The organism is Agrococcus sp. GCM10030265 (assembly GCF_042666675.1).
Lineage (GTDB): Bacteria > Actinomycetota > Actinomycetes > Actinomycetales > Microbacteriaceae > Agrococcus.
The window spans coordinates 1,324,253-1,344,326 of the sequence record NZ_JBHTCZ010000002.1 but is presented as its reverse complement, the minus strand read 5'-3'; the positions used below and the strand labels follow the sequence as shown (position 1 = coordinate 1,344,326).

The following is a 20,074-nucleotide window of genomic DNA, read 5'->3' as shown; positions in this document are numbered from 1 at the left end:
CCGATACTATGACATTCTGTTCGCTTTTGTGCGACTTTTTGGGCGAATCTGTTCGAAGGAGCGCCGATGGTGCACGTTCCCCTCGCGACCGACCGGCGCGACCAGATCCTCGAGCTCCTCCGGCGTCAGCGAGCGGTGCGCATCTCCGAGCTCGCCGAGGGCTTCGGCGTCTCGCCGATGACGGTCCGGCGCGACATCGAGGCGCTCGAGGCCGAGGGCGTCGTCGAGCGCGTGCACGGCGGCGCGCGCCTGCCGCTCACCCATGAGCAGGCCGAGCCCGAGCCCACCCAGAAGGCCCTGCTGCAGCAGGGGGAGAAGCACGCGATCGCTCGGGCCGCGGCAGAGCTCGTCGTGCCTGGCACCGCCATCGGCATCGGCTCGGGCACGACGACGCTCGAGCTCGCCCGCGTGCTCGCCGATCGCGACGACCTCGACGATCTCACGGTCGTCACGAACGCACCCGCCGTCGCCGACGTGCTCCACGGCACCGCAGGCGTGACGGTCGTGCTCATCGGCGGCGTGCGCACGATCTCGGGCGCGCTCGTCGGCCCCGTCGCCACGAGCGGCATCCGTCAGCTGAACCTGCACACGCTCGTCATCGGCTGCCACGGCATCGACCCCGAGCGCGGTGCGACGGCGCCCAACATGCTCGAGGCCGAGACGAACCGCGCCTTCATGGGGCAGGCCGCGACGACCGTCGTCGTCGCCGACGCGACGAAGTGGGGCGTCACGGGCCTCGCGACGTTCGCCGCGTTCGACGAGATCGACGTGCTCGTGACCGATGACGCGCTCGCCGACGCCCACGTCGCGAGCCTCGTCGAGCACGTCGAGCGCGTGCTGCTCGTCGACCCGCAGACGGCCGGCGTCCGCCGGGCCTGACGCCGTCAGGCCGCGAGGGCCTCCGCGGCCTCTGCGCTCGAGTCGCGCAGGAAGGTGCGGCATCGGTCGGCCTCGACCGCGTCGCCCAGCGCCTCGGATGCGCGCGCGAGCGCCGCGAGCGATCGCAGGAATCCGCGGTTCGGCTCGTGCGACCACGGCACGGGGCCCTGCCCGCGCCAGCCCGCGCGCCGCAGCGCGTCGAGCGACCGGTGGTAGCCGGTGCGGGCGAACGCGTAGCCCTCGATGGTCTCGCCCGATGCGAGCGCCTCCTCGGCGAGCATCGCCCAGGCGAGCACCGAGTCGGGATGCGCGGCCGCGACGTCGCGCTCGTGCGCGCCCGACGCGAGGGCGTGGGCGCCGGGGTCGGCGGGGAGGAGCGTCTCGGGCGGGCCGTCGAGCAGGTTCTGCATGCCTCGACCCTACGAGGCCGTGCCGTGCGTCACTGCAGCGCCGACGTCAGGCGCGCGACGTTGTCGAAGATCTGGCCGATGCGGGGCCGCTCGAGCCATGCCTCGAGCGTGAGCTCGCTCGACTCGCGCCGATACCGCTCGGCGATCTCCTGCAGCCGCGTCGCCATCTCGGGGCCCTCGAGCAGCATCGAGATCTCGAAGTTCAGGCCGAAGGAGCGCATGTCGATGTTCGACGAGCCGAAGATCGAGTGCTCGCCGTCGAACACCATGAACTTCGAGTGCAGCACGATGGGCTCGCGGTACAGCCAGATGCGCACGCCCGTGCGCAGCAGCGTCTCGTAGTACGAGCGCTGCGCGTGGAACGTCCAGAACTGATCGCCGATGGCGCTCGCGAAGAGCTCGACGCGCACGCCGCGCATCGCCGCCGACGTGATGGCGTACGACATCGCGTCGTCGGGCACGAAGTACGGGCTCACGATCGTGATGCGGTCGACGGCGGTGTGGATGCACTCGAGGAAGAGGCGCAGGTTGTTCTCGCCCTCGAACCCAGGACCGCTCGGCACGACCGACGCCTCGACCTCGCCGGGACGCTCGGGGTCGCCGCGGCCCTGGTCGACGAGCTCGTTGGTCTCGGCCCACCAGTCGCTGAGGAAGAGCACGTCGATCTCGCGCACGACGGGGCCGCGCACCTCGAGCCAGGTGTCCTTCCACTCGAGGCCGCGACGCACGTTCTTCGCCCACAGGTACGAGGGGTCGATGAGGTTCAGGGATCCCGTGAAGCCGATCTCGCCGTCGATCACGACGAGCTTGCGGTGGTTGCGCAGGTCGGGCCGCTGCCACTGGCCGCGCAGCGGTCGCAGCGGCAGCATGTCCTGCCACTGCGCGCCCATGGCCTCGAGGCGCTCGACGGTCTCCTTGCGGCGCGGGTAGCGCACGCTCGTCACGTGATCGACGAGCACCCGCACCTCGACGCCGCGACCACGGGCGCGCTCGAGCGCCGCGTAGAACGGCTCGGTGCGCTCGCTCGACACCGTGAGGTAGAACTCGACGTGCACGTAGTCGCGCGCCTCGTCGATCGCGCGCGCCATCGCGGCGACCTGCTCGTCGAACTCGTCGTAGACGACGCATGCGTTGCCGCCGAGGTGAGGCAGCGACGTCTGCGCGCGCAGCAGCTGCAGCACGCCGGGCAGCCACGGGGCGCTGCGATGCGGATCCTCCTCGTCGGGGATGTCGCGGGTCACCTCGCCGATGACGCCCTGCAGCGCACGCATCTTGCGCCTGCGACCACGCGGCAGCCGGTTGTGGCCGAGCGTCGCGAACACGATCCAGCCCGCGATGGGCTGCACCATGATGAGCAGCAGCCACGCCATCGCCGCCGGGGGCCTGCGGTTGTAGGGCACCACGAGCACGCCCGCGATGCGCAGGAGGATGTCGACGACGACGAAGGCGATCGTGAGCCCCTGCCCGAGCCCCGTGTCGGGCAGGAGGTCGAGCATCAGCGGAGGTTCACGAACTGCAGCGCGATGTCGACGTCGGCGGACTTCAGGAGTCGGATCGTCGCCTGCAGGTCGTCGCGCGACTTCGAGCTCACGCGCAGCTCGTCGCCCTGGATCTGGCTCTTCACCGTCTTGGGCGCCTGCTCGCGGATGATCTTCTGCACCTTCTTGGCTTCCTCGGTGCCGATGCCGTTCTTCAGCCCGACCTCGATGCGGTGCTCCTTGCCGGAGGGGTAGGCGTCGCCGACGTCGAGCTGCTTCAGCTCGATGCCGCGCTTCACGAACTTCGACTGCACGACGTCGAGCACGGCCTCCACGCGCTCCTTCGAGGACGCCTTGAGCAGGATGCGCTCGCCCTGCCACGCCACGTCGGCCCCGACGCCCTTGAAGTCGTAGCGCTGCTCGACCTCCTTGCGCGCCTGGTTGACCGCGTTCTCGGCCTCCATGGGATCGACCTTGCTGACGACGTCGAACGAGGAATCTGCCATGGGAACGAGTATGGCGGACTCCGCCGACGGGGGCGGTGGGCGCCGCCGCCGGGCACGTGGTCATCGGGAGGCGCCGGGGCACGCTATCCTGTTCTCTGCCCTCGTGGCATCGGCGAGTTACCCAAGCGGCCAAAGGGATCTGACTGTAAATCAGACTGCTCAGCATTCGGGGGTTCGAATCCCTCACTCGCCACATGGAGCCCCACCTCTCGAGAGGTGGGGCTCATGCGTTCCCCGGGGTCGTCGGCGCCTCGCCGCAGGGGCGAGGCCGGGCCGATCCTTGCCCCGCTCGTTACCGTTCTGTTATCTTCGACAGTCGTGCCTTCGCGGGTCCCCGGTACCCTGCTGAAGGCAGACGCCCCGATCCCGAGCCGCTTCGAAGGACTTCACGACGTGACACGCAAGGACGAGCCGGCCCCCGCCGGCGCGGACGCAGCAGTGCCGTCGACCCGTCGCAGCCGCCGTGACGGCGAGCGCGAGGCCGAGCTCCGCGCGCTGTACGCCGACCGCCCCGAGCAGCCCTCGCCCATGCGGGTCGTCGACGGCGGTGCGCCCATGTATCGCACGCGTCGAGAGATGCGCGAGTCCGCATCGCGGCTCGCCCACGACCCCCCCGTGATCGTCGAGCCGACGGTCTCGACGCCGGCGGCCGAGCCCGCCGACGCGCCGCAGCCCGCCTCGCCCGTGACCGGTGGTCGTCGCGCGCGTCGCATCGCGGAGCGCGCCGTGGAGCCCGCAGCGCAGCCCTCGATCGCCGCCACGAGCGAGCCCGTGCCCTCGGCCGACGTCGCCGCGAACGACCTCGCCGCGGGTGACGCGGCGCCGTCGCGGCGCGCACGCCGCGTCTCCGCCTCGGCCGTGCCGGCCGCCGACGCCGCGCTGCCCGTCGTCGCGACCTCGGTCGACGTCGCGGCGACCGCACCCGTCGCGGCGCAGGCCCCCGCGGTCGACGAGGCAGCGCCGGTGGCGCTCGCCGCCACCACGCCCGCGGCCTCGACGCCGCCCACCGCCGCGACCGCATCCGACGTCCCCGGCGAGCGCCTCATGACGCGCGCCGAGCGCCGCGCCGCGACCGCCGCGAGCTCCGACGAGGTCTCCGCCGCCGTCGCAGCGGTGCTCGGTGGCGAGCAGGCCGACGCTGCGTCGACGCCCGTGCGCAGCCCGCTGCACCGCGAGGCGCGCGCCCCGCGCCCCGCCGTCGTCGCTCGCCGCCCCGTCGCGCTCGCGCCCGTCGTGCGGCCCAGCCGCCGCGTGCGCTCGAACGCCGCGCGCAAGGTCGTGCAGCGGCTCGGCGCCGCCGGCGTCATCCTCGCGATCGGCTCGCTCGTGGCCGTCACGTCGCTGCCTGCGCAGGCGCTCGCACCGAACCCGGCCGTCGCCGGGCAGGCGTTCGGCGACGTGCAGGTCGAGCAGGAGCTCGACGTGACGTCGGGCTCGGGCGCCCACGGCGACGAGGAGATCACGGCGGTGCTCAGCCGCGAGGACTTCAACGTCGACGACGAGATCGCGTCGACGCGACTCGACGCCGAGGAGCTCGCGGCCCTGCAGGTCGTCGCCGACGGCGACGAGATCGGCCCGTACTACGACGGCGAGCCCTCGATGCCCGGCGTGTGGGCCCAGCTCGAGACCAGCTACACGCAGTCGCCCTTCCCGTCGCTCGCCGAGGTGCCCGTCTCGAGCGGCTTCGGCTACCGCTGGGGATCCTTCCACGGCGGCGTCGACCTCATCCCCGGCGCGGGCACGCCCGTCTACCCGGTCGCGAACGGCGTCGTCGTCGCGATCTGGCAGGGCAACAACCCCGGTGGCGGCGGCTACGAGGTCATCGTCGAGCACAACATCGACGGCGAGTTCTTCCAGTCCTGGTACCCGCACATGCAGGCGGGCTCGATCCTCGTCGAGGAGGGTCAGGTCGTCGACATCGGCACGCAGCTCGGTGCCGTCGGCTCGACGGGTCGCTCGACGGGTGCGCATCTGCACCTCGAGATCAAGAACGGCGACTACATCTCGGTCGACCCGCTCGTGTGGCTCGCGACGCGCGAGCAGATCCTCGAGCCCTAGCCCCTTCCGGCCCATGACGCGTCTCCTGCCTCCCGGGGCCACGGAGACGCGGGTGCCGATCGCCGGCGGACGCATGCGCGTGCTGCGCGGCGCGGTCGAGGGCCCCGGCACCCCCGTGCTGCTCGTCCACGGCGGCGGGTACGACGCGGCGGGCATCTCGTGGTTCCGGCTGCTCGGCGCCCTCGCACCCGCGCCGCCCGTCGTCGCTCCGGATCTGCCGGGCTTCGGGGGCACGACGGGCATCGCCTCCATCGGCTCGGCCGACGACCTCGCCGACCTGCTGCGCGAGCTGCTGCGCGAGCTCGGCGTCGCGCGCGCGGTCGTCGTCGGCGTGTCGATGGGCGGCGACGTCGCGCTGCGGCTCGCGCTGCGGCATCCGGATGCGTGCGCCGCCGTCGTCGCGATCGCCCCGGGCGGTCTCGTCGAGCGCGTCGGCAGCGCCCCGCTGCATGCGCTCGCGTGGGCGGGCACCCGCATCCCGGACGCCGTGCTGCAGCCGCTCGCACGCGTCGCAGGACGCTTCGCGGGGGCGACGGTGCGCGGCTTCGTGCGCGACGCGTCGAGCCTGCCGCCCGAGGTCGTCGCCGAGTTCGCCGCCGAGGGTCGCGCACCCGGTGCGGGCCTCGCCTACGGCGCGTACAACCGGTGGGCGATCGGCCGCGCCGGCATGCCGCACCATCTGCGGTCGCGGGTCGCCGACATCCAGGCGCCCACGCTGCTCGTGCACGGACGCGACGACGCGATGGTGCCCGTCGAGGGGTCTCGCACGGCCGCGGCGCGCATGCAGCTGGCCACGCTCGTCGAGCTCGACGGCGTGGGCCACTGGGCGCAGCTCGAGGCGCACGACCGCGTGCTCGCGGCCATCGAGCCGGTGCTCGCGGCGGCCGACGCCGCACGCTGAGGACGCGACGTGCCGCGAGGCACCGGCTCGCGGCTCAGCGCACGCGCACCCAGGCGGTCTCGTCGGCGCGCAGCGACGCTGCGTGCAGCTCGGTGGATGCGAGCAGCAGCTCGCCGGCGGGCAGGTCGATGGCGTCGTGGCCGATGTTCGCGATGACGACGACGTCGCCGTTGCGGAAGGCGACGGCGCCGGGCCCCGCGTCGATCCACTCGAGCGAGCCCGAGCCGAGGCCGTGCTCGCGGCGCAGCCGCAGCGCCGTGCGGTACAGCTCGAGCGTCGAGTCGGCGACGCCCTCCTGCGCATCGCGCGCGTACGTCGCCCACGACGCCGGCTGCGGCAGCCACGTCTCGCCCGTGGGGCTGAAGCCGTACGCGGGCGCGTCGGCCTCCCACGGGATGGGAACGCGGCAGCCGTCGCGGCCCCACATCTCGCCGTTCGTGCGGTGGAAGGTCGGATCCTGCCTGGCCTCGGCGGGGATGTCGACGACCTCGGGCAGACCGAGCTCCTCGCCCTGGTAGACGTAGGCGCCACCCGGGAGCGCGAGCATGAGCGCCGTAGCCGCGCGGCCGCGTCGCAGCGACACCTCGGGGTCGGCCTTCGACGTGCTCGTCGGCCCGATGCCGACGCCGTGCGCCGGCTGCGGCACGAGCGCGAGACGCGTGCGGTGGCGGATGGTGTCGTGGTTCGACAGCACCCAGGTCGCCGGTGCGCCGACGGCGCCGAACTCGGCGATCGACTCGTCGATCACGGCGCGCAGCCGCCTCGCGTCCCACGGCGTCTCGAGGTAGACGAAGTTGAAGGCCTGGTGCATCTCGTCGGGGCGCACGAAGCGCGCCATCTTCGACAGCGGGTGCACCCACGCCTCCGCGCACAGCACGCGGTCGCCGTCGTACTCGGCGAGCAGCGCGTGCCAACGGCGGTAGACCTCGTGCACCGACTCCTGGCCGAAGAACGGCGACTCCATCGAGCCGGTCGTCAGCGCCTCCTCGTCGACGTCGGGGAGGCCGGGGGCCTTCATGAGCCCGTGCGCGACGTCGACGCGGAAGCCGTCGACGCCGCGGTCGAGCCAGAACCGCAGCACGTCGTCGAACATCTCGGCGACCTCGGGGTTCGTCCAGTCGAGGTCGGGCTGCGACGTGTCGAAGATGTGCAGGTACCAGGAGCCGTCGTCGATGCGCGTCCACGCGGGGCCGCCGAAGACCGACTGCCAGTTGTTCGGCGGCTCGGAGCCGTCCGCACCCTTCCCCTCGCGGAAGATGAAGCGGGCGCGCTCGGGCGAGCCGGGCTCGGCGCGCAGCGCGGCCTGGAACCACTCGTGCTCGCTCGAGGTGTGGTTGGGCACGAGGTCGACCACGATCCGCAGCCCGAGCGCGTGCGCCTCCGCGATGAGCCGATCCGCATCCGCGAGCGTGCCGAACAGCGGGTCGACGTCGCGGTAGTCGGCGACGTCGTAGCCGGCGTCGCGCTGCGGCGAGCGGTAGAAGGGGCTCAGCCACACGGCGTCGACGCCGAGCGAGGCGAGGTGGGGGAGGCGGTCGGCGATGCCGGCGAGATCGCCGACCCCGTCGCCGGAGGCGTCCGCGAAGCTGCGCGGGTACACCTGGTAGATCACGGCGGTGCGCCACCACTCGGCGCCGGGCTGCGTCGTCATCGCGTCGGACATGCACTCAGGCTATGCGCGATGCGCGACGCCCCGTGCGCGTCGGCGCCCGCGATCCGACGCTCGGATCCGTGGCTGCGCATCCGGCGCCCCTCGGGGTACGGTGCCCATGGCTAGTTCAGAGTCGAACGACGCACCGAGTCGATCGGCGCCCTCGATGGAGAGAGCGACACGCATGACGACACCCGACCACCTCGCCGACCGCAGCATCGCGGTCCAGCGCAGCCCCGAGTTCCAAGGGCTGCGGCGATCCTTCTTCACGTTCATCGCGCCGTTCACGGCGCTCTTCCTGCTCTGGTACCTCGCGTACGTGCTGCTCGCGGGCTTCGCGCCCGACGTCTTCGCGACGCGCATCGGCGACTCGATGATCACCGTCGGCCTGCTGTTCGGGCTCGGTCAGTTCGTGACGACGTTCGCGATCACGATGCTGTACCGCTCGTGGGCCAACAGGAGGTACGACGCCCATGCGGCGGCGATCCGCGAGGAGATGGAGCGCGGCGAGCTCGACGGCCCCGCGCACGACGAGGAGGCGGCGCGATGAGCGACGAGATCAACCCGGTCATCAACATGGTCGTCTTCGGCATCTTCGTCGTCGCGACCCTCGTGATCGTCTTCCGCGTGTCGAAGCGCAACGCGACGGCGACGGAGTTCTTCGCAGGCGGCCGCTCGTTCTCGGGTCCGCAGAACGGCGTGGCCATCGCGGGCGACTACCTGTCGGCGGCATCGTTCCTCGGCATCTGCGGCGCGATCGCGGTCGCCGGCTACGACGGCTTCCTCTACTCGATCGGCTTCCTCGTCGCGTGGCTGGTGGCGCTGCTGCTCGTCGCCGAGCTGCTGCGCAACACGGGCCGGTTCACGATGGCCGACGTGCTGTCGTTCCGCCTCAAGCAGCGGCCCGTGCGCATGGCGGCGGCGCTCGCGACGCTCGTGGTGTGCTTCTTCTACCTCGTGGCGCAGATGGCGGGCGCCGGCGGCCTCGTCGCGCTGCTGCTCGGCCTGTCGGGGCCGGTGCCGACGGGCATCACGGTCGCGATCGTCGGCGTCGTGATGATCGTCTACGTCATCGTCGGCGGCATGAAGGGCACCACCTGGGTGCAGATCATCAAGGCCGTGCTGCTCGTCGCGGGTGCCGGCATCCTCACGATCGTCGTGCTCGCCATGGTGGGCTTCGACTTCTCGGAGCTGCTGCGGCGCGCGGTGGATGCGTCGCCGCAGGGCGAGGCGATCCTCGCGCCGGGCCTGCAGTACCCGAACCCGATCGACTTCCTGTCCCTCGGCCTCGCGCTCGTGCTCGGCACGGCGGGCCTGCCGCACGTGCTCATGCGCTTCTACACGGTGCCCACGGGCAAGGAGGCGCGTCGCAGCGTCGTGTGGGCGATCTGGATCATCGGCATCTTCTACCTGTTCACGCTCGTGCTCGGCTACGCGGCCGCCGCGTTCGTCGGGCCCGAGGTGCTCACGGATCCGTCGACCCCTGGCGGGCAGAACGCCGCGGCGCCGCTGCTCGCGCTCGAGATCGGCGGCCCGGTGCTCATGGCCGTCATCTCGGCGATCGCGTTCGCGACGATCCTCGCGGTCGTCGCAGGCCTCGCCATCACGGCGGCGACGTCGTTCGCGCACGACATCTACGCATCCGTCATCAAGAAGGGCGAGGCGGACCCGAAGGAGGAGGTGCGGGTCGCGCGCCGCACGGTCGTCGTGATCGGCGTCATCGCCATCGTGGGCGGCATCGTCGCGCAGGGGCAAAACGTCGCGTTCCTCGTCGCGCTCGCGTTCGCCGTCGCGGCGAGCGCCAACCTGCCGACGATCCTGTACTCGCTGTTCTGGAAGCGGTTCAACACGACGGGCGCGCTGTGGTCGATGTACGGAGGACTCGTCAGCTGCATCCTGCTCATCGTCTTCTCGCCCGCCGTCTCCGGCGGCCCGAAGTCGATGTTCCCCGCGCTCGACTTCGACCTGTTCCCGCTGTCGAACCCGGGCATCGTGTCGATCCCGCTCGCGTTCGTGCTCGGCATCGTCGGCACGTTCGTCGGCAAGCCGGAGGCCGATCACGACGCGAAGCAGGCCGAGATGGAGGTGCGCTCCTTCACGGGTGCCAACGCGGCGAAGGCGAGCGACCACTGATCGCCTGAGCCGGCCGCCTGGCCCCGGGTCGTCCCGAGGTGCGCATGCGGCGCGGAGGTGCTGCCCGAGCGGTGCCTCCGCGCTGCATGCGCATCTCGCGACGAGGCGGCGAGGCGGCGCGGCGCGGCGTGCGGCGGCTCAGCGCGCGCGCATCCCCTGCCACACGTCGGCGAGGGCGCCGCGCAGCGTCGGGTGCCGGAAGACGTAGCCCGTCTCGGTGAGCACGCCCGGCAGCACCCAGCGCGACTTCAGCACGAGCTCGCTCTCGGTGCGCAGCACCGCCATCGCAGGCTCGAGCATGAAGCGCCATGCGGGCATGCCGACGGGCATGCCCACCGTCTGCCGCAGCAGGCGCATGAGCTCGGCGTTCGTCACCGGGTCCGGCGCCGCCATGTTGACGGGGCCGTCGATCTCGGGATGCTGCTCGACGTGCGCGATCGCGCCGACGACGTCGTCGACGTGGATCCACGAGAACCGCTGCCTGCCGCCCGTGCCACGGCCCCGCGACGGCGCCGTCGCGGCAGGGTCGTCCTTGGCGACGCCGATGCCGCGGTAGCGCGTGTGCGCGAACCACGGCCCGTCGAACTGCGTGCCGCCGATGCCGAGCCTCGCGAGCCGGAAGAGCATCTGCGACGCGGGCCCCTCGGCGCCGAGCGCGATGGTGATGCGCATGGGCACGCGCCGCGTCGCGGGCAGCGCCTCCTCGGCGAGCGCAGCCTCCCATGCGCGGGCGACGTCCTCCGAGAAGCCGCGCTCGCCCGCGGGGTCCGCCTCGGTGTGCGGCCGGTCGGTCGAGTGCGCGTACGTCGTCGCGGTGGAGGCGTTCATCCACAGCGGCGGGGGAGCGGCGACGGATGCGATCGCGCGGCCGAGCGCACGCGTCGTGTCGAGCCGGGAGTCGAGGATCTCGGCGCGGTGCGCATCGTCGTAGCGGCAGTTCACCGAACGTCCTGCGAGGTTCACGACGAGGCCTGCGCCGTCGACGAGGCGCGCGATGGCATCGGTCTCGCCCCAGCGGGCGTCGGCGGACGAGCCGCGCCCGATCGTGCGCACCTCGCGCCCCTCGGCGGCCATGCGGGCGGCGATGGCCTGCCCGATGAATCCGGATCCTCCTGCGAGCACGACGCGACCAGTCATGGGTCCATGCTGGCGTGTCGAGCGACGCGCCGGGGACACCTCGCCGACGTGACGCGAGGCGTGCGCCCGGTGCTATGATCGTCCGGTTGCCTGCAGCGCCTCGGCCTGCCGGCCACGCCCCGATAGCTCAGTGGTAGAGCACTTCCATGGTAAGGAAGGGGTCGCGAGTTCAATCCTCGCTCGGGGCTCGCTCCCGCTTGACGCCTCGTGCTCGGGTGGGCGCAGCGGCGGGGTAGCTCAGCTGGTAAGAGCGCACGACTCATAATCGTGAGGTCGCGGGTTCGAGCCCCGCCCTCGCTACAGCCGCTTCGAAGGGCCCGGTCACCGCATGGTGCCGGGTCCTTCTGCATGTGCCGGCCCACGGCTGTGCGCGACGCAGCTCTCCGCCCCCTCCGCCGCGGACGCGCATCCGAGCCTCGTCCCGCCGCTTCGGTAGGCTCGAGGCGTGCCTGTCGCCCCTGATCTGACCGGGCGCACCTACCCGCCGACCGCCCCGTACGCGGTCGGTCGCGAGAAGGTGCGCGAGTTCGCCGCAGCCGTCGGTGCCGAGCACCCCGTGCACCACGACGTCGTGGCCGCCCGCGCCGCAGGCTACGCCGACGTCGTCGCGCCCCCCACGTTCGCGATCGTCGTCTCGCAGCGCGGACTCGACCAGCTGCTCGCCGACGAGACGGCGGGCATCGAGCTCTCGCGCGTCGTGCACGGCGACCAGCGCTTCACGATCGAGCGCCCCATCGTCGCCGGCGACGAGCTGCAGGTCTCGTTCGGCGTCACGGGCGTGCGCGCGCTCGGCGGCAACGCGATGGTGTCGACCGAGGCGAGGATCACGGATGCGGCGGGCGAGCTCGTCGCCGTCGCGTCGTCGAGCCTCGTGGTGGGAGGCGACGCATGAGCGGGCTCGAGGTCGGTCAGGTCGTCGCCACCCGCGACGTCCACCTCACGCGCGAGTCGCTCGTGCGCTACGCCGGCGCGTCCGGCGACTTCAACCCCATCCACTACCGCGACGACGTCGCCGCGGCCGTGGGGCTGCCCGGCGTGCTGGCGCACGGCATGCTCACGATGGGCCAGGCGGTGCAGCCCGTCGTCGACTGGATCGGCGACCCGGGTCGCGTCGTCGACTACCAGGTGCGCTTCACGCGGCCCGTGGTCGTCGACGCCGACGCGGGCGCCGACGTCTCGATCGAGGCGAAGGTGGGCGCGCTGCCCGGTAACGGCACGGCGCGCATCGACCTGACGGTGTCGTTCGACGGGCGCACGGTGCTCGCGAAGGCGCAGGCCGTGGTGCGTCTGCCATGAGGTTCGCCGACGCGACGACGATGCGGGTCGGCGGCGAGGCCGAGCGCTGGGTCGACGCGTCCACGCGCGCCGAGGCGATCGAGGCGTACTCGGCGATCCTCGCCGATGGCGAGCCGCACGTGCTGCTCGGCGGCGGATCGAACACCGTCGCCTCCGACGAGCCCTTCGAGGGCACGGTGCTGCGCATGCGCACGTCGGGCGTCGAGGTGCTGCCCGCGGCTGCGCCGCGCGAGCGGCCGACCGGCGACGAGGAGCCGGGCGACGATGCCATCGTCATCCGCGTCGATGCCGGCGAGTCCTGGGAGGCGCTCGTCGAGCGCACCGTCGCCGAGGGGTGGGCGGGCGTCGAGGCGCTCAGCGGCATCCCGGGCTCGGTCGGTGCCGCGCCGATCCAGAACATCGGCGCCTACGGCCAGGAGGTGGGCGCGTGCCTCGTCGGCATCGAGCTGCTCGACGCCGACTCCCTCGAGGTCGTGCACGTGCCGGCGTCGCGCCTGCGGCTCGGCTACCGCGACTCCGCGCTGAAGCGCGGCGACCTGCAGGGGCTCGTGCTGTCGGTCGACCTGCGGCTGCGTCGCACCCAGGACGGTCTGAGCCAGCCCGTCGCGTACGGGCAGCTCGCGCAGGCCCTCGGCGTCGACCTCGGCCGCCGCGTGCCGCTCGCCGACGTGCGAGAGAGCGTGCTGGCCCTGCGCGCCGCGAAGGGCATGGTGCTCTCCGACGACCCCGACTCGGTCTCGGCCGGGTCGTTCTTCACGAACCCCGTCGTCTCGAGCCGCTTCGCCGCGACGCTGCCGCAGGATGCGCCGCGCTGGTCGACGGCGCCGGAGCCGACCCCGACGGTCGTGCCGCTGGGCGCCGACGCGGCCATCCCGCATCGTGAGCCCGCGGAGGCGCGCGTGAAGCTGTCGGCGGCGTGGCTCATCGAGCGTGCGGGCATCGGGAAGGGCTTCGCGCTGCCGCACTCGCGAGCGGCCATCTCGGGAAGGCACACCCTCGCGATCACGAATCGCGGCGGTGCGACGGGAGAGCAGGTCGCCGACCTCGCACGCTTCGTGCAGACGCGCGTCGAGGCCGAGCTGGGCGTGCATCTCGTGCCCGAGCCCGTGCTCGTCGGCGTCGAGGTCTGACCGCAACCGCTTGCACGACGGCGCCGGCCCGGGCACCGTGGAGCACATGGACGCCGACGACACCGCCCGCACGCCCGACGCTCCGACGGCCGAGACGGACGCGCCAGCGGCAGGAGCCGACCACGTCCGGCTCGAGCTGCACGTCTCGCGGTCGCGCGCCTACGACGCGTACGTGCGCGACTTCGGGCAGTGGTGGCAGCACGGGCGTACGCCGCGCACCGTCCTGCACGTCGAGCAGCACGCGGGTGGCGCGATCGTGGAGCACGCGGTCGGCGGCGACGAGACCCACTGGGGCGACGTGCTCGACGTCGAGGTCGGCAGCCGCATCCGCCACTCGTACCGCCACGCGGGCGAGCACCACGCGGTCGTGACGGCCGAGTTCAGCGACGGCGAGCACGGCGGTGCGGTCGTCGACATCCGGCATGAGCCCTGGGAGGGCTCCGACGAGGAGCGCGAGGCGCTCCAGCAGGCGTGGACGCAGGCGCTGCGACGCCTGACGGACGACGCGAGCTCCGTCTGACCCGACGCCTCACGAGCCGCCTCCCGCATGGGAGACGGCTCGCGTTCGCGATCAGGAGGCGAAGAGGCGCTGCAGGCGCTGGATGCCCTCGAGCAGCGGGGCGTCGCCCAGGGCGTACGAGAGGCGCAGGTAGCCGGAGGGGCCGAACGCCTCGCCGGGCACCGCGGCGACCTCCGCGTGCTCGAGCATGAGGTCGGCGAGCTCGAGCGTCGACGTGGGCGTGACGCCGGCCCACTCGCGGCCGAGCAGGCCCTGCACGTCGGCGTAGACGTAGAAGGCGCCCTCGGGGGTGGGCACCTCGATGCCGTCAATGCGCGAGAGCTCCGCCACGGCGACGCGACGCCTGCGGTCGAACGCCTGGCGCATGTCCTCGACGGCGTCCTGCGGGCCCGTCAGCGCCTCGATCGCGGCACGCTGCGCGACGTTGTTCACGTTCGACGTGAGGTGCGACTGCAGGTTGGCCGCGGCGGCGATGACGTCCTTCGGGCCCACCATCCAGCCGAGCCGCCACCCCGTCATCGCATACGTCTTCGCGACGCCGTTCACGAGGATCGTGCGGTCGGCGAGGGCGGGCACGGCCTCGGTGATCGACACGGCGCGCACGCCGTCGTACACGAGGTTCTGGTAGATCTCGTCGCTCACGACCCACAGGCCGTTGGCCTCGGCCCACTCGCCGATGGCGCGGACCTCGTCGGGGGAGTAAACGGCCCCCGTCGGGTTCGAGGGGCTCACGAACAGCAGCGCCTTCGTCTGCGGCGTGCGGGCGGCCTCGAGCTGCTCGACCGTGACCTTGTAGCCCTGGTCGGCGCCGGCGAAGACGTCGACCTGGCGTGCCCCGGTCAGCGCGATGGCCTCGGGATAGGTCGTCCAGTACGGCGTCGGCACGAGCACCTCGTCGCCCGGGTCGAGGATGACCTGGAACGCCTGGTACACGGCCTGCTTGCCGCCGTTCGTGACGACGACCTGGCTCGCGTCGACGGTCGTGCCCGAGTCGCGCAGCGTCTTCGCCGCGATCGCCTCGCGGAGGTCCGGCAGGCCCGCCGCCGGCGTGTAGCGGTGGCTCGCGGGGTCGAGCACGGCACGGGAGGCGGCCTCCACGACGTTCGCGGGCGTCGGGAAGTCGGGCTCGCCCGCCGCGTAGGAGATGACGTCGCGGCCCTGGGCCTTGAGGGCCTTGGCCTTGGCGTCGACCTTGAGGGTGGCGGACTCGTTGATGGCGGCGATGCGCTGGGAGATGCGGCTCACGACTCCCAAGGCTATCGACGCGCGGATGCGCCGACGAGGGCCCGGGCCGCGCGGCGCGCCGAGGGATGCGGCGCCGAGTGGACAGCACCCCGGACGGCGCCGTATGCTGAACCCTCGGTGGTTGACGTCCGCCATGATCTCGCGCGCCTCCGAGGCACGATCCACGCACGTCCGGGTCGGCGAAGCCATGGTGTCGACCACTCGCCGAGGGCGGTGGCGCAATTGGTAGCGCAGCGGTCTCCAAAACCGCAGGTTGCAGGTTCGAGTCCTGTCCGCCCTGCTCGGCTCGTCGCACGACGGGCACCGGCGCCCCGACGGGGGTGCCGGGTGGAAGAAGAAGGGTCCTCAGTGGCACAGAACGCGATCGACGAGCAGCGCCCGTCGACCAAGCGCCCGCGCCGAGCGAACCCCTTCGCAGCGATCGCCCGCTTCTTCGGCGGGATCGTCCTGTTCCTCAAGCAGGTCATGGACGAGCTGCGCAAGGTGGTCACGCCGACGTGGCGCGAGCTGCTGAGCTACACGCTCGTCGTGCTGGCGTTCGTCGTCATCATGATGGCGCTCGTCACGGGGCTCGACCAGGTCTTCGGTCGCGTCGTGCGCTGGGTCTTCGCCGGCGTCTCGCCGCTCGAGGACTGAGCCGAAGGATCACGGGGGAGAGCATCATGACCGACGCCAACGACATCGACCGCAACCTGCAGACGGCGCTCGACGACATCGCGCCGCAGCCGCGCGAGGAGGCCGCCGAGCCCGCCGCCGACCCGTACGCCGAGTTCAAGCGCGACCTGCGCCTGCGCCCCGGCAAGTGGTACGTCATCCACTCGTACGCCGGGTACGAGAAGAAGGTCAAGGCGAACATCGCCAGCCGCGCCGAGAACATGCAGGTCGACGGCATCTACGAGATCCAGGTCCCCACGGAGGACGTGCTCGAGGTCAAGAACGGCGTGGGCAAGCGGGTCAACCGCGTGCGCGTGCCCGGCTACGTGCTCGTGCGCATGGACCTCGACGAGGACACCTGGTCGGTCGTGCGCCACACGCCCGGCGTCACGGGCTTCGTGGGCAACGCCCACAACCCGGCGCCGCTGCGCTTCAACGAGGCGTTCACGATGCTGAAGCCCATCGCCGACGCCGAGCTCGCCGAGCAGCAGCAGGGCGCGCCGCAGCAGGAGCGCACCGTCGTCACCGACGTCGACTACGAGGTCGGCGAGACGATCACCATCACCGAGGGCTCGTTCGCGGGCTTCCCGGGCACGATCTCCGAGATCCAGCCCGCCTCGGGCAAGCTCACCGTCCTCGTGAGCCTCTTCGAGCGCGAGACGCCCGTCGAGCTCGGGTTCGGTCAGGTCACCAAGCTCTAGCCCCCGCCAGGGCTGGGATGCCGGCCCTGGAGCCGGCGCGAAGACAGAAGGAAGAGACATGGCAAAGAGCAAGAAGGTCACGGGCCTGATCAAGCTCCAGATCCAGGCCGGTGCGGCCAACCCCGCACCGCCGGTGGGTCCGGCGCTCGGTCAGCACGGCGTGAACATCATGGAGTTCTGCAAGGCGTACAACGCCGCGACGGAGAGCCAGCGCGGCAACGTCATCCCGGTCGAGATCACCGTCTACGAGGACCGCTCGTTCGACTTCGTGCTCAAGACCCCGCCTGCCGCGGAGCTCATCAAGAAGGCTGCAGGCGTGAAGAAGGGCTCGGGCGTCCCGCACACCGAGAAGGTCGGCAAGATCACGAGCGCGCAGGTCGCCGAGATCGCCGAGCAGAAGATGCCCGACCTCAACGCGAACGACCTCGAGAACGCGAAGCTCATCATCGCGGGCACCGCCCGTTCGATGGGCATCACGGTCGAGGGCTGACAGCGAGCAGCATCCGGAGCCTGATGGCTCTACCCAGTGGGAGCGCCGGCCAGGCGCGCACCGCGAATCTCTGAAGGAGACGAACATGGCACAGAAGTCCAAGGCGTACCGCGCCGCGGTCGCGAAGATCGAGGCAGACCGCCTCTACACCCCCGAGGAGGCCGTCGCGCTCGCACGCGAGTCGGGCTCGTCGAAGACCGACTCCACCGTCGAGGTGGCGCTCAAGCTGGGCGTCGACCCGCGCAAGGCCGACCAGATGGTCCGTGGCACCGTGTCTCTTCCCCACGGCACCGGCAAGACCCAGCGCGTCATCGTGTTCGCGCAGGGCCCGGCAGCGCAGGCAGCCCTCGACGCAGGCGCCGACGAGGTGGGCTCCGACGAGCTCATCGAGAAGGTGGCGGCCGGCTACACGTCGTTCGACGCCGCGGTCGCGAGCCCCGAGCTCATGGGCAAGGTCGGCCGTCTCGGCAAGGTGCTCGGTCCCCGTGGCCTCATGCCCAACCCGCGCACCGGCACCGTGACGCCCGACGTCGCGAAGGCCGTCACGGACATCAAGGGCGGTCGCATCGAGTTCCGCGTCGACAAGCACGCGAACGTGCACTTCGTCGTCGGCAAGGCCTCGTTCACCGAGGAGCAGCTGACGGAGAACATCCGCACCGCGCTCGACGAGATCGTGCGCCTCAAGCCGTCGTCGTCGAAGGGCCGCTACGTGCAGAAGGCGTCGGTCTCGACGACCTTCGGCCCGGGCATCCCGGTCGACGTCGCGGCCGTCTGAGTCGCATCCACGCATGAAGGGCCCCGCCATCCGGCGGGGCCCTTCGGCGTTCCCGGCCGCGTCAGGGCACGAGGCGGTGCTCGTACGCGAAGGCGATGAGCTGGATGCGCGATGCGAGGCCGAGCTTGCCGAGGATGGCGCGCATGTGCGTCTTGACCGTCGTCTCGGCCACGAAGAGCTCGGTGCCGATCTCGGCGTTCGAGCGGCCTCGGGCGGCGAGGGCGAACAGCTCGCGCTCGCGCTCGGTGAGGGTGGCGAGCACCGACCGGTCCGGCTGCGGGCGCACGATCGCCGCCGCGCGCAGCAGGTCGAAGGTCTCGGCGGGCGCGATGACCTGCTGGCCGTCGACGACCGCGCGGATCGCCTGGGCGAGGAACTCGGGGCGAGCGTCCTTCAGGAGGAACCCGCTCGCGCCCGCGCGGATGGCGTCGAGCACCGCGCGATCGTGCCGCACGGTCGTCAGCACGACGACGTGCGGGGGTGGCGTCGGATGCTCGGCGCGGATGGCGCGGGTCGCCGCGATGCCGTCGACGCGCGGCATGCGGATGTCCATGAGCACGACGTCGGGCCGCGTGGCGCGACAGACCTCGAGCGCCTCGGCGCCGTCGGCCGCGGTGCCGACCACCTCGAAGCCGTCCTGCGCCTCGAGGATCATGCGCATGCCGTCGACGAACAGCGCCTGGTCGTCGACGACGAGGATGCGGATCACGCGCGACCGTCGCCCGGCATGCCGAGTCGCACCTCGCGGGCGTTCGCCTCGCTCCAGGTGGCGGCGGGCGTCGGCACCGTAGGCGGCGCGGGCGCAGGATCGGCCGTGGCCCCGCGCGGCGCCCAGGGGTCGGTCGCGGCCGCGGTCGCCTGCGGCACGACGTGCACGGGCACGGTCGGCAGCTGGTCCTCGCCGAGGATCGTCGAACCGCTCGGCTCCGGCTCGTAGGGCAGGTAGGCGGTGACGACGAAGCGGTCGCCGTCGGCGTCGACGTCGACCCATCCGCCCGCCTGCCGCGCACGCTCGTGCATGCCTGCGATGCCGCGGCCCATCGGTCCGAGCGACGTGCGGTCGCGGATGGGCGAGGAGATCGCGAGCGACAGGCCGGGACCCGTCCACGACAGCGTCACGACGACGTCGGCGTCGCTGCCGCCGTGGCGCAGCGCGTTCGTGAGCGCCTCCTGCACGATGCGGTAGGCGGCGATGCCGCCGATGCGCGGCAGGGCACCGTGGCGACCGGCGTCGTGGAACGTCACCGCGGGGCCGGCCGTGCGTGTCTGGTCGACGAGCGCCGGGATGTCCTCGATGGTCGGCTGCGGGCGTCGAGCGTCGTCGTCGACGCGCTCGAGCAGCTGGCGCACCTCGACGAGGGCGAGGCGGGCCGTGTCGGAGATGGTCGTGAGCACGGGCTCGATGCGCTCGGGGTGGTCGCGGTGCGTGAGGCGCAGCCCCTCCGCCTGCGCGGCCAGCACGGCGAGCGAGTGGGCCATGACGTCGTGGAAGTCGTGCGTGAGGTCGGCGCGCAGCCGCTCGTCGCGCAGCTCGGACTCGACGACGACCGTCCGTGCCTGCACCGTGCTGCGCTCGCGCTCGGCGTGGAGTGCGGCCTGGAAGGCGCGGATGCCGAAGGGGATGGCCCACGCGAGGGTGCCGAGCAGCGCGACGCCGAGCACCTCGCCGAGCGCGACCGACGGGCCGAGCGCCATGCTGCGGTACGCGGCCCCGACGAATCCGCCGAGGCTCGCGACCGCGACGACGCCGATGCCTGCAGCGAGCCGCCACGCCATGGGATCGAGGTCGTAGGTCGCGACGGCGACGGTGAGCGCTGCGACGAGGGCGATGGCCACCCACGACCCGCTCCACGGGTCGATCGCGACCTGGCAGAGCACGAACGCGGTGGCGGCGGCGAGGAGCGCCGCCGCGGGCCACCGTCTCGCGATGCCGAGGGCGAGGGCGACGATGGCCGCCGACGGGATGGACTGGACGTAGGTGAGCGAGATCGAGAGGAGCAGGACGACGGCGAGGGGCACCGTCCACCAGCGGGCGGCGAGGGCGGTGAGCCGGGTGAGCGTCATGGTCGTCACGCTAGCCCCGCCCGCCGCGCGCATCCGCGGATCTCAT

At 72.3% G+C, this 20,074-nt stretch carries 20 protein-coding genes, 4 tRNA genes and 1 pseudogene; 17 read left to right on the top strand and 8 right to left on the bottom strand.

What is annotated here, in order from left to right; all coding sequences use genetic code 11:
• Positions 1–66: 66 nt before the first annotated feature.
• Positions 67–879, top strand: coding sequence for a DeoR/GlpR family DNA-binding transcription regulator (locus tag ACFQPP_RS10845; protein WP_376916598.1), 813 nt, complete (start codon positions 67–69; stop codon positions 877–879).
• A 5-nt stretch (positions 880–884) separates the two neighbouring features.
• Here the strand turns inward: ACFQPP_RS10845 and ACFQPP_RS10840 are convergent, their stop codons facing one another.
• From ACFQPP_RS10840 to ACFQPP_RS10830, 3 genes are read right to left on the bottom strand one after another with little or no spacing between them, the layout of a single operon-like run.
• The gene (locus tag ACFQPP_RS10840; RefSeq protein WP_376916597.1) at positions 885–1,289 is read right to left on the bottom strand and encodes a DUF3151 domain-containing protein; all 405 of its coding nucleotides are present in this window, start codon (positions 1,287–1,289) and stop codon (positions 885–887) included.
• A gap of 29 nt (positions 1,290–1,318) precedes the next feature.
• On the bottom strand, positions 1,319–2,785 hold the full coding sequence (locus ACFQPP_RS10835; protein WP_376916596.1) for a phospholipase D-like domain-containing protein: 1,467 nt from the start codon (positions 2,783–2,785) through the stop codon (positions 1,319–1,321).
• Positions 2,785–3,273 carry a YajQ family cyclic di-GMP-binding protein gene (locus tag ACFQPP_RS10830; RefSeq protein ID WP_376916595.1) on the bottom strand — a complete coding sequence of 163 codons (489 nt, stop codon included), beginning with the start codon at positions 3,271–3,273 and terminating at the stop codon, positions 2,785–2,787. The genes ACFQPP_RS10835 and ACFQPP_RS10830 overlap by 1 nt, the downstream gene beginning before the upstream one ends.
• A gap of 111 nt (positions 3,274–3,384) precedes the next feature.
• On the opposite strand from ACFQPP_RS10830, the gene ACFQPP_RS10825 reads away from it, so the two are divergent.
• From ACFQPP_RS10825 to ACFQPP_RS10815, 3 genes are all read left to right on the top strand, one after another.
• A tRNA-Tyr gene (locus ACFQPP_RS10825) sits at positions 3,385–3,466 on the top strand.
• 200 nt (positions 3,467–3,666) lie between these two features.
• Complete coding sequence (locus tag ACFQPP_RS10820) at positions 3,667–5,331, top strand: peptidoglycan DD-metalloendopeptidase family protein (RefSeq protein WP_376916594.1); 1,665 nt, start codon at positions 3,667–3,669, stop codon at positions 5,329–5,331.
• A gap of 52 nt (positions 5,332–5,383) precedes the next feature.
• Positions 5,384–6,232: an alpha/beta fold hydrolase gene (locus ACFQPP_RS10815; RefSeq protein ID WP_376916593.1), complete on the top strand. Its 849-nt coding sequence runs from the start codon at positions 5,384–5,386 to the stop codon at positions 6,230–6,232.
• A 34-nt stretch (positions 6,233–6,266) separates the two neighbouring features.
• On the opposite strand, the gene ACFQPP_RS10810 is transcribed toward ACFQPP_RS10815, so the two are convergent.
• Positions 6,267–7,895, bottom strand: coding sequence for a glycoside hydrolase family 13 protein (locus ACFQPP_RS10810; RefSeq protein WP_376916592.1), 1,629 nt, complete (start codon positions 7,893–7,895; stop codon positions 6,267–6,269).
• A gap of 172 nt (positions 7,896–8,067) precedes the next feature.
• Between ACFQPP_RS10810 and ACFQPP_RS10805 the strand changes: the two genes are divergently transcribed.
• Together ACFQPP_RS10805 and ACFQPP_RS10800 are read left to right on the top strand one after the other, a co-directional pair.
• Positions 8,068–8,433, top strand: a complete 366-nt coding sequence (locus ACFQPP_RS10805; protein ID WP_376916591.1) for a DUF485 domain-containing protein — start codon at positions 8,068–8,070, stop codon at positions 8,431–8,433.
• On the top strand, positions 8,430–10,016 hold the full coding sequence (locus tag ACFQPP_RS10800; RefSeq protein WP_376916590.1) for a cation acetate symporter: 1,587 nt from the start codon (positions 8,430–8,432) through the stop codon (positions 10,014–10,016). Before ACFQPP_RS10805 ends, ACFQPP_RS10800 begins: the two co-directional genes overlap by 4 nt.
• A 138-nt stretch (positions 10,017–10,154) precedes the next feature.
• Here the strand turns inward: ACFQPP_RS10800 and ACFQPP_RS10795 are convergent, their stop codons facing one another.
• Entirely contained in the window at positions 10,155–11,153 is a 999-nt protein-coding gene (locus ACFQPP_RS10795; RefSeq protein WP_376916589.1) for an epimerase, read from the bottom strand.
• Positions 11,154–11,269: 116 nt separating this feature from the next.
• On the opposite strand from ACFQPP_RS10795, the gene ACFQPP_RS10790 reads away from it, so the two are divergent.
• The 6 genes from ACFQPP_RS10790 (at position 11,270) to ACFQPP_RS10765 (ending at position 14,099) form a co-directional block, all read left to right on the top strand.
• Positions 11,270–11,341: transfer RNA gene (locus tag ACFQPP_RS10790), tRNA-Thr, on the top strand.
• Positions 11,342–11,379: 38 nt separating this feature from the next.
• Positions 11,380–11,453: transfer RNA gene (locus tag ACFQPP_RS10785), tRNA-Met, on the top strand.
• Between the two features lie 145 nt (positions 11,454–11,598).
• Complete coding sequence (locus ACFQPP_RS10780) at positions 11,599–12,045, top strand: MaoC family dehydratase N-terminal domain-containing protein (RefSeq protein ID WP_376916587.1); 447 nt, start codon at positions 11,599–11,601, stop codon at positions 12,043–12,045.
• The gene (locus tag ACFQPP_RS10775) at positions 12,042–12,449 is read left to right on the top strand and encodes a MaoC/PaaZ C-terminal domain-containing protein (RefSeq protein ID WP_376916585.1); all 408 of its coding nucleotides are present in this window, start codon (positions 12,042–12,044) and stop codon (positions 12,447–12,449) included. The genes ACFQPP_RS10780 and ACFQPP_RS10775 overlap by 4 nt, the downstream gene beginning before the upstream one ends.
• On the top strand, positions 12,446–13,579 hold the full coding sequence (locus tag ACFQPP_RS10770; protein ID WP_376916584.1) for a UDP-N-acetylmuramate dehydrogenase: 1,134 nt from the start codon (positions 12,446–12,448) through the stop codon (positions 13,577–13,579). The genes ACFQPP_RS10775 and ACFQPP_RS10770 overlap by 4 nt, the downstream gene beginning before the upstream one ends.
• 46 nt (positions 13,580–13,625) lie before the next feature.
• Positions 13,626–14,099 carry an SRPBCC domain-containing protein gene (locus ACFQPP_RS10765; protein ID WP_376916583.1) on the top strand — a complete coding sequence of 158 codons (474 nt, stop codon included), beginning with the start codon at positions 13,626–13,628 and terminating at the stop codon, positions 14,097–14,099.
• A 51-nt stretch (positions 14,100–14,150) separates the two neighbouring features.
• On the opposite strand, the gene ACFQPP_RS10760 is transcribed toward ACFQPP_RS10765, so the two are convergent.
• Positions 14,151–15,344, bottom strand: coding sequence for a pyridoxal phosphate-dependent aminotransferase (locus ACFQPP_RS10760; RefSeq protein WP_376916582.1), 1,194 nt, complete (start codon positions 15,342–15,344; stop codon positions 14,151–14,153).
• A 207-nt stretch (positions 15,345–15,551) separates the two neighbouring features.
• On the opposite strand from ACFQPP_RS10760, the gene ACFQPP_RS10755 reads away from it, so the two are divergent.
• The 5 genes and pseudogenes from ACFQPP_RS10755 (at position 15,552) to rplA (ending at position 17,964) form a co-directional block, all read left to right on the top strand.
• A tRNA-Trp gene (locus ACFQPP_RS10755) sits at positions 15,552–15,624 on the top strand.
• 68 nt (positions 15,625–15,692) lie between these two features.
• A complete protein-coding gene (gene secE, locus ACFQPP_RS10750) occupies positions 15,693–15,980 on the top strand; it encodes a preprotein translocase subunit SecE (RefSeq protein ID WP_376916581.1) in 288 nt (95 codons plus the stop codon).
• 113 nt (positions 15,981–16,093) lie between these two features.
• Positions 16,094–16,699: pseudogene (nusG, locus tag ACFQPP_RS10745) on the top strand (transcription termination/antitermination protein NusG); the annotation flags it as partial.
• Between the two features lie 58 nt (positions 16,700–16,757).
• A complete protein-coding gene (gene rplK / locus ACFQPP_RS10740) occupies positions 16,758–17,189 on the top strand; it encodes a 50S ribosomal protein L11 (protein WP_376916580.1) in 432 nt (143 codons plus the stop codon).
• An 85-nt stretch (positions 17,190–17,274) separates the two neighbouring features.
• The gene (gene rplA, locus ACFQPP_RS10735) at positions 17,275–17,964 is read left to right on the top strand and encodes a 50S ribosomal protein L1 (RefSeq protein ID WP_376916579.1); all 690 of its coding nucleotides are present in this window, start codon (positions 17,275–17,277) and stop codon (positions 17,962–17,964) included.
• A 61-nt stretch (positions 17,965–18,025) separates the two neighbouring features.
• Here rplA and ACFQPP_RS10730 read toward each other — a convergent pair whose 3' ends face one another.
• Positions 18,026–18,673 (bottom strand): response regulator, encoded by a 648-nt coding sequence (locus tag ACFQPP_RS10730; RefSeq protein WP_376916578.1) that lies wholly within the window; start codon positions 18,671–18,673, stop codon positions 18,026–18,028.
• The gene (locus ACFQPP_RS10725; protein WP_376916577.1) at positions 18,670–20,028 is read right to left on the bottom strand and encodes a sensor histidine kinase; all 1,359 of its coding nucleotides are present in this window, start codon (positions 20,026–20,028) and stop codon (positions 18,670–18,672) included. Before ACFQPP_RS10725 ends, ACFQPP_RS10730 begins: the two co-directional genes overlap by 4 nt.
• Positions 20,029–20,074 lie beyond the last annotated feature (46 nt).

What these genes read in the sequence shown, in the direction of transcription:
- ACFQPP_RS10830 (WP_376916595.1), bottom strand. Translation starts at nt 3,273, where the DNA reads ATGGCAGATTCCTCGTTCGACGTCGTCAGCAAGGTCGATCCCATGGAG.
- ACFQPP_RS10810 (WP_376916592.1), bottom strand. Translation starts at nt 7,895, where the DNA reads ATGTCCGACGCGATGACGACGCAGCCCGGCGCCGAGTGGTGGCGCACC.
- ACFQPP_RS10765 (WP_376916583.1), top strand. Translation starts at nt 13,626, where the DNA reads ATGGACGCCGACGACACCGCCCGCACGCCCGACGCTCCGACGGCCGAG.
- ACFQPP_RS10775 (WP_376916585.1), top strand. Translation starts at nt 12,042, where the DNA reads ATGAGCGGGCTCGAGGTCGGTCAGGTCGTCGCCACCCGCGACGTCCAC.
- ACFQPP_RS10805 (WP_376916591.1), top strand. Translation starts at nt 8,068, where the DNA reads ATGACGACACCCGACCACCTCGCCGACCGCAGCATCGCGGTCCAGCGC.
- ACFQPP_RS10835 (WP_376916596.1), bottom strand. Translation starts at nt 2,785, where the DNA reads ATGCTCGACCTCCTGCCCGACACGGGGCTCGGGCAGGGGCTCACGATC.
- ACFQPP_RS10770 (WP_376916584.1), top strand. Translation starts at nt 12,446, where the DNA reads ATGAGGTTCGCCGACGCGACGACGATGCGGGTCGGCGGCGAGGCCGAG.
- rplK (WP_376916580.1), top strand. Translation starts at nt 16,758, where the DNA reads ATGGCAAAGAGCAAGAAGGTCACGGGCCTGATCAAGCTCCAGATCCAG.
- ACFQPP_RS10800 (WP_376916590.1), top strand. Translation starts at nt 8,430, where the DNA reads ATGAGCGACGAGATCAACCCGGTCATCAACATGGTCGTCTTCGGCATC.
- ACFQPP_RS10845 (WP_376916598.1), top strand. Translation starts at nt 67, where the DNA reads ATGGTGCACGTTCCCCTCGCGACCGACCGGCGCGACCAGATCCTCGAG.
- ACFQPP_RS10840 (WP_376916597.1), bottom strand. Translation starts at nt 1,289, where the DNA reads ATGCAGAACCTGCTCGACGGCCCGCCCGAGACGCTCCTCCCCGCCGAC.
- rplA (WP_376916579.1), top strand. Translation starts at nt 17,275, where the DNA reads ATGGCACAGAAGTCCAAGGCGTACCGCGCCGCGGTCGCGAAGATCGAG.
- ACFQPP_RS10795 (WP_376916589.1), bottom strand. Translation starts at nt 11,153, where the DNA reads ATGACTGGTCGCGTCGTGCTCGCAGGAGGATCCGGATTCATCGGGCAG.
- ACFQPP_RS10725 (WP_376916577.1), bottom strand. Translation starts at nt 20,028, where the DNA reads ATGACGCTCACCCGGCTCACCGCCCTCGCCGCCCGCTGGTGGACGGTG.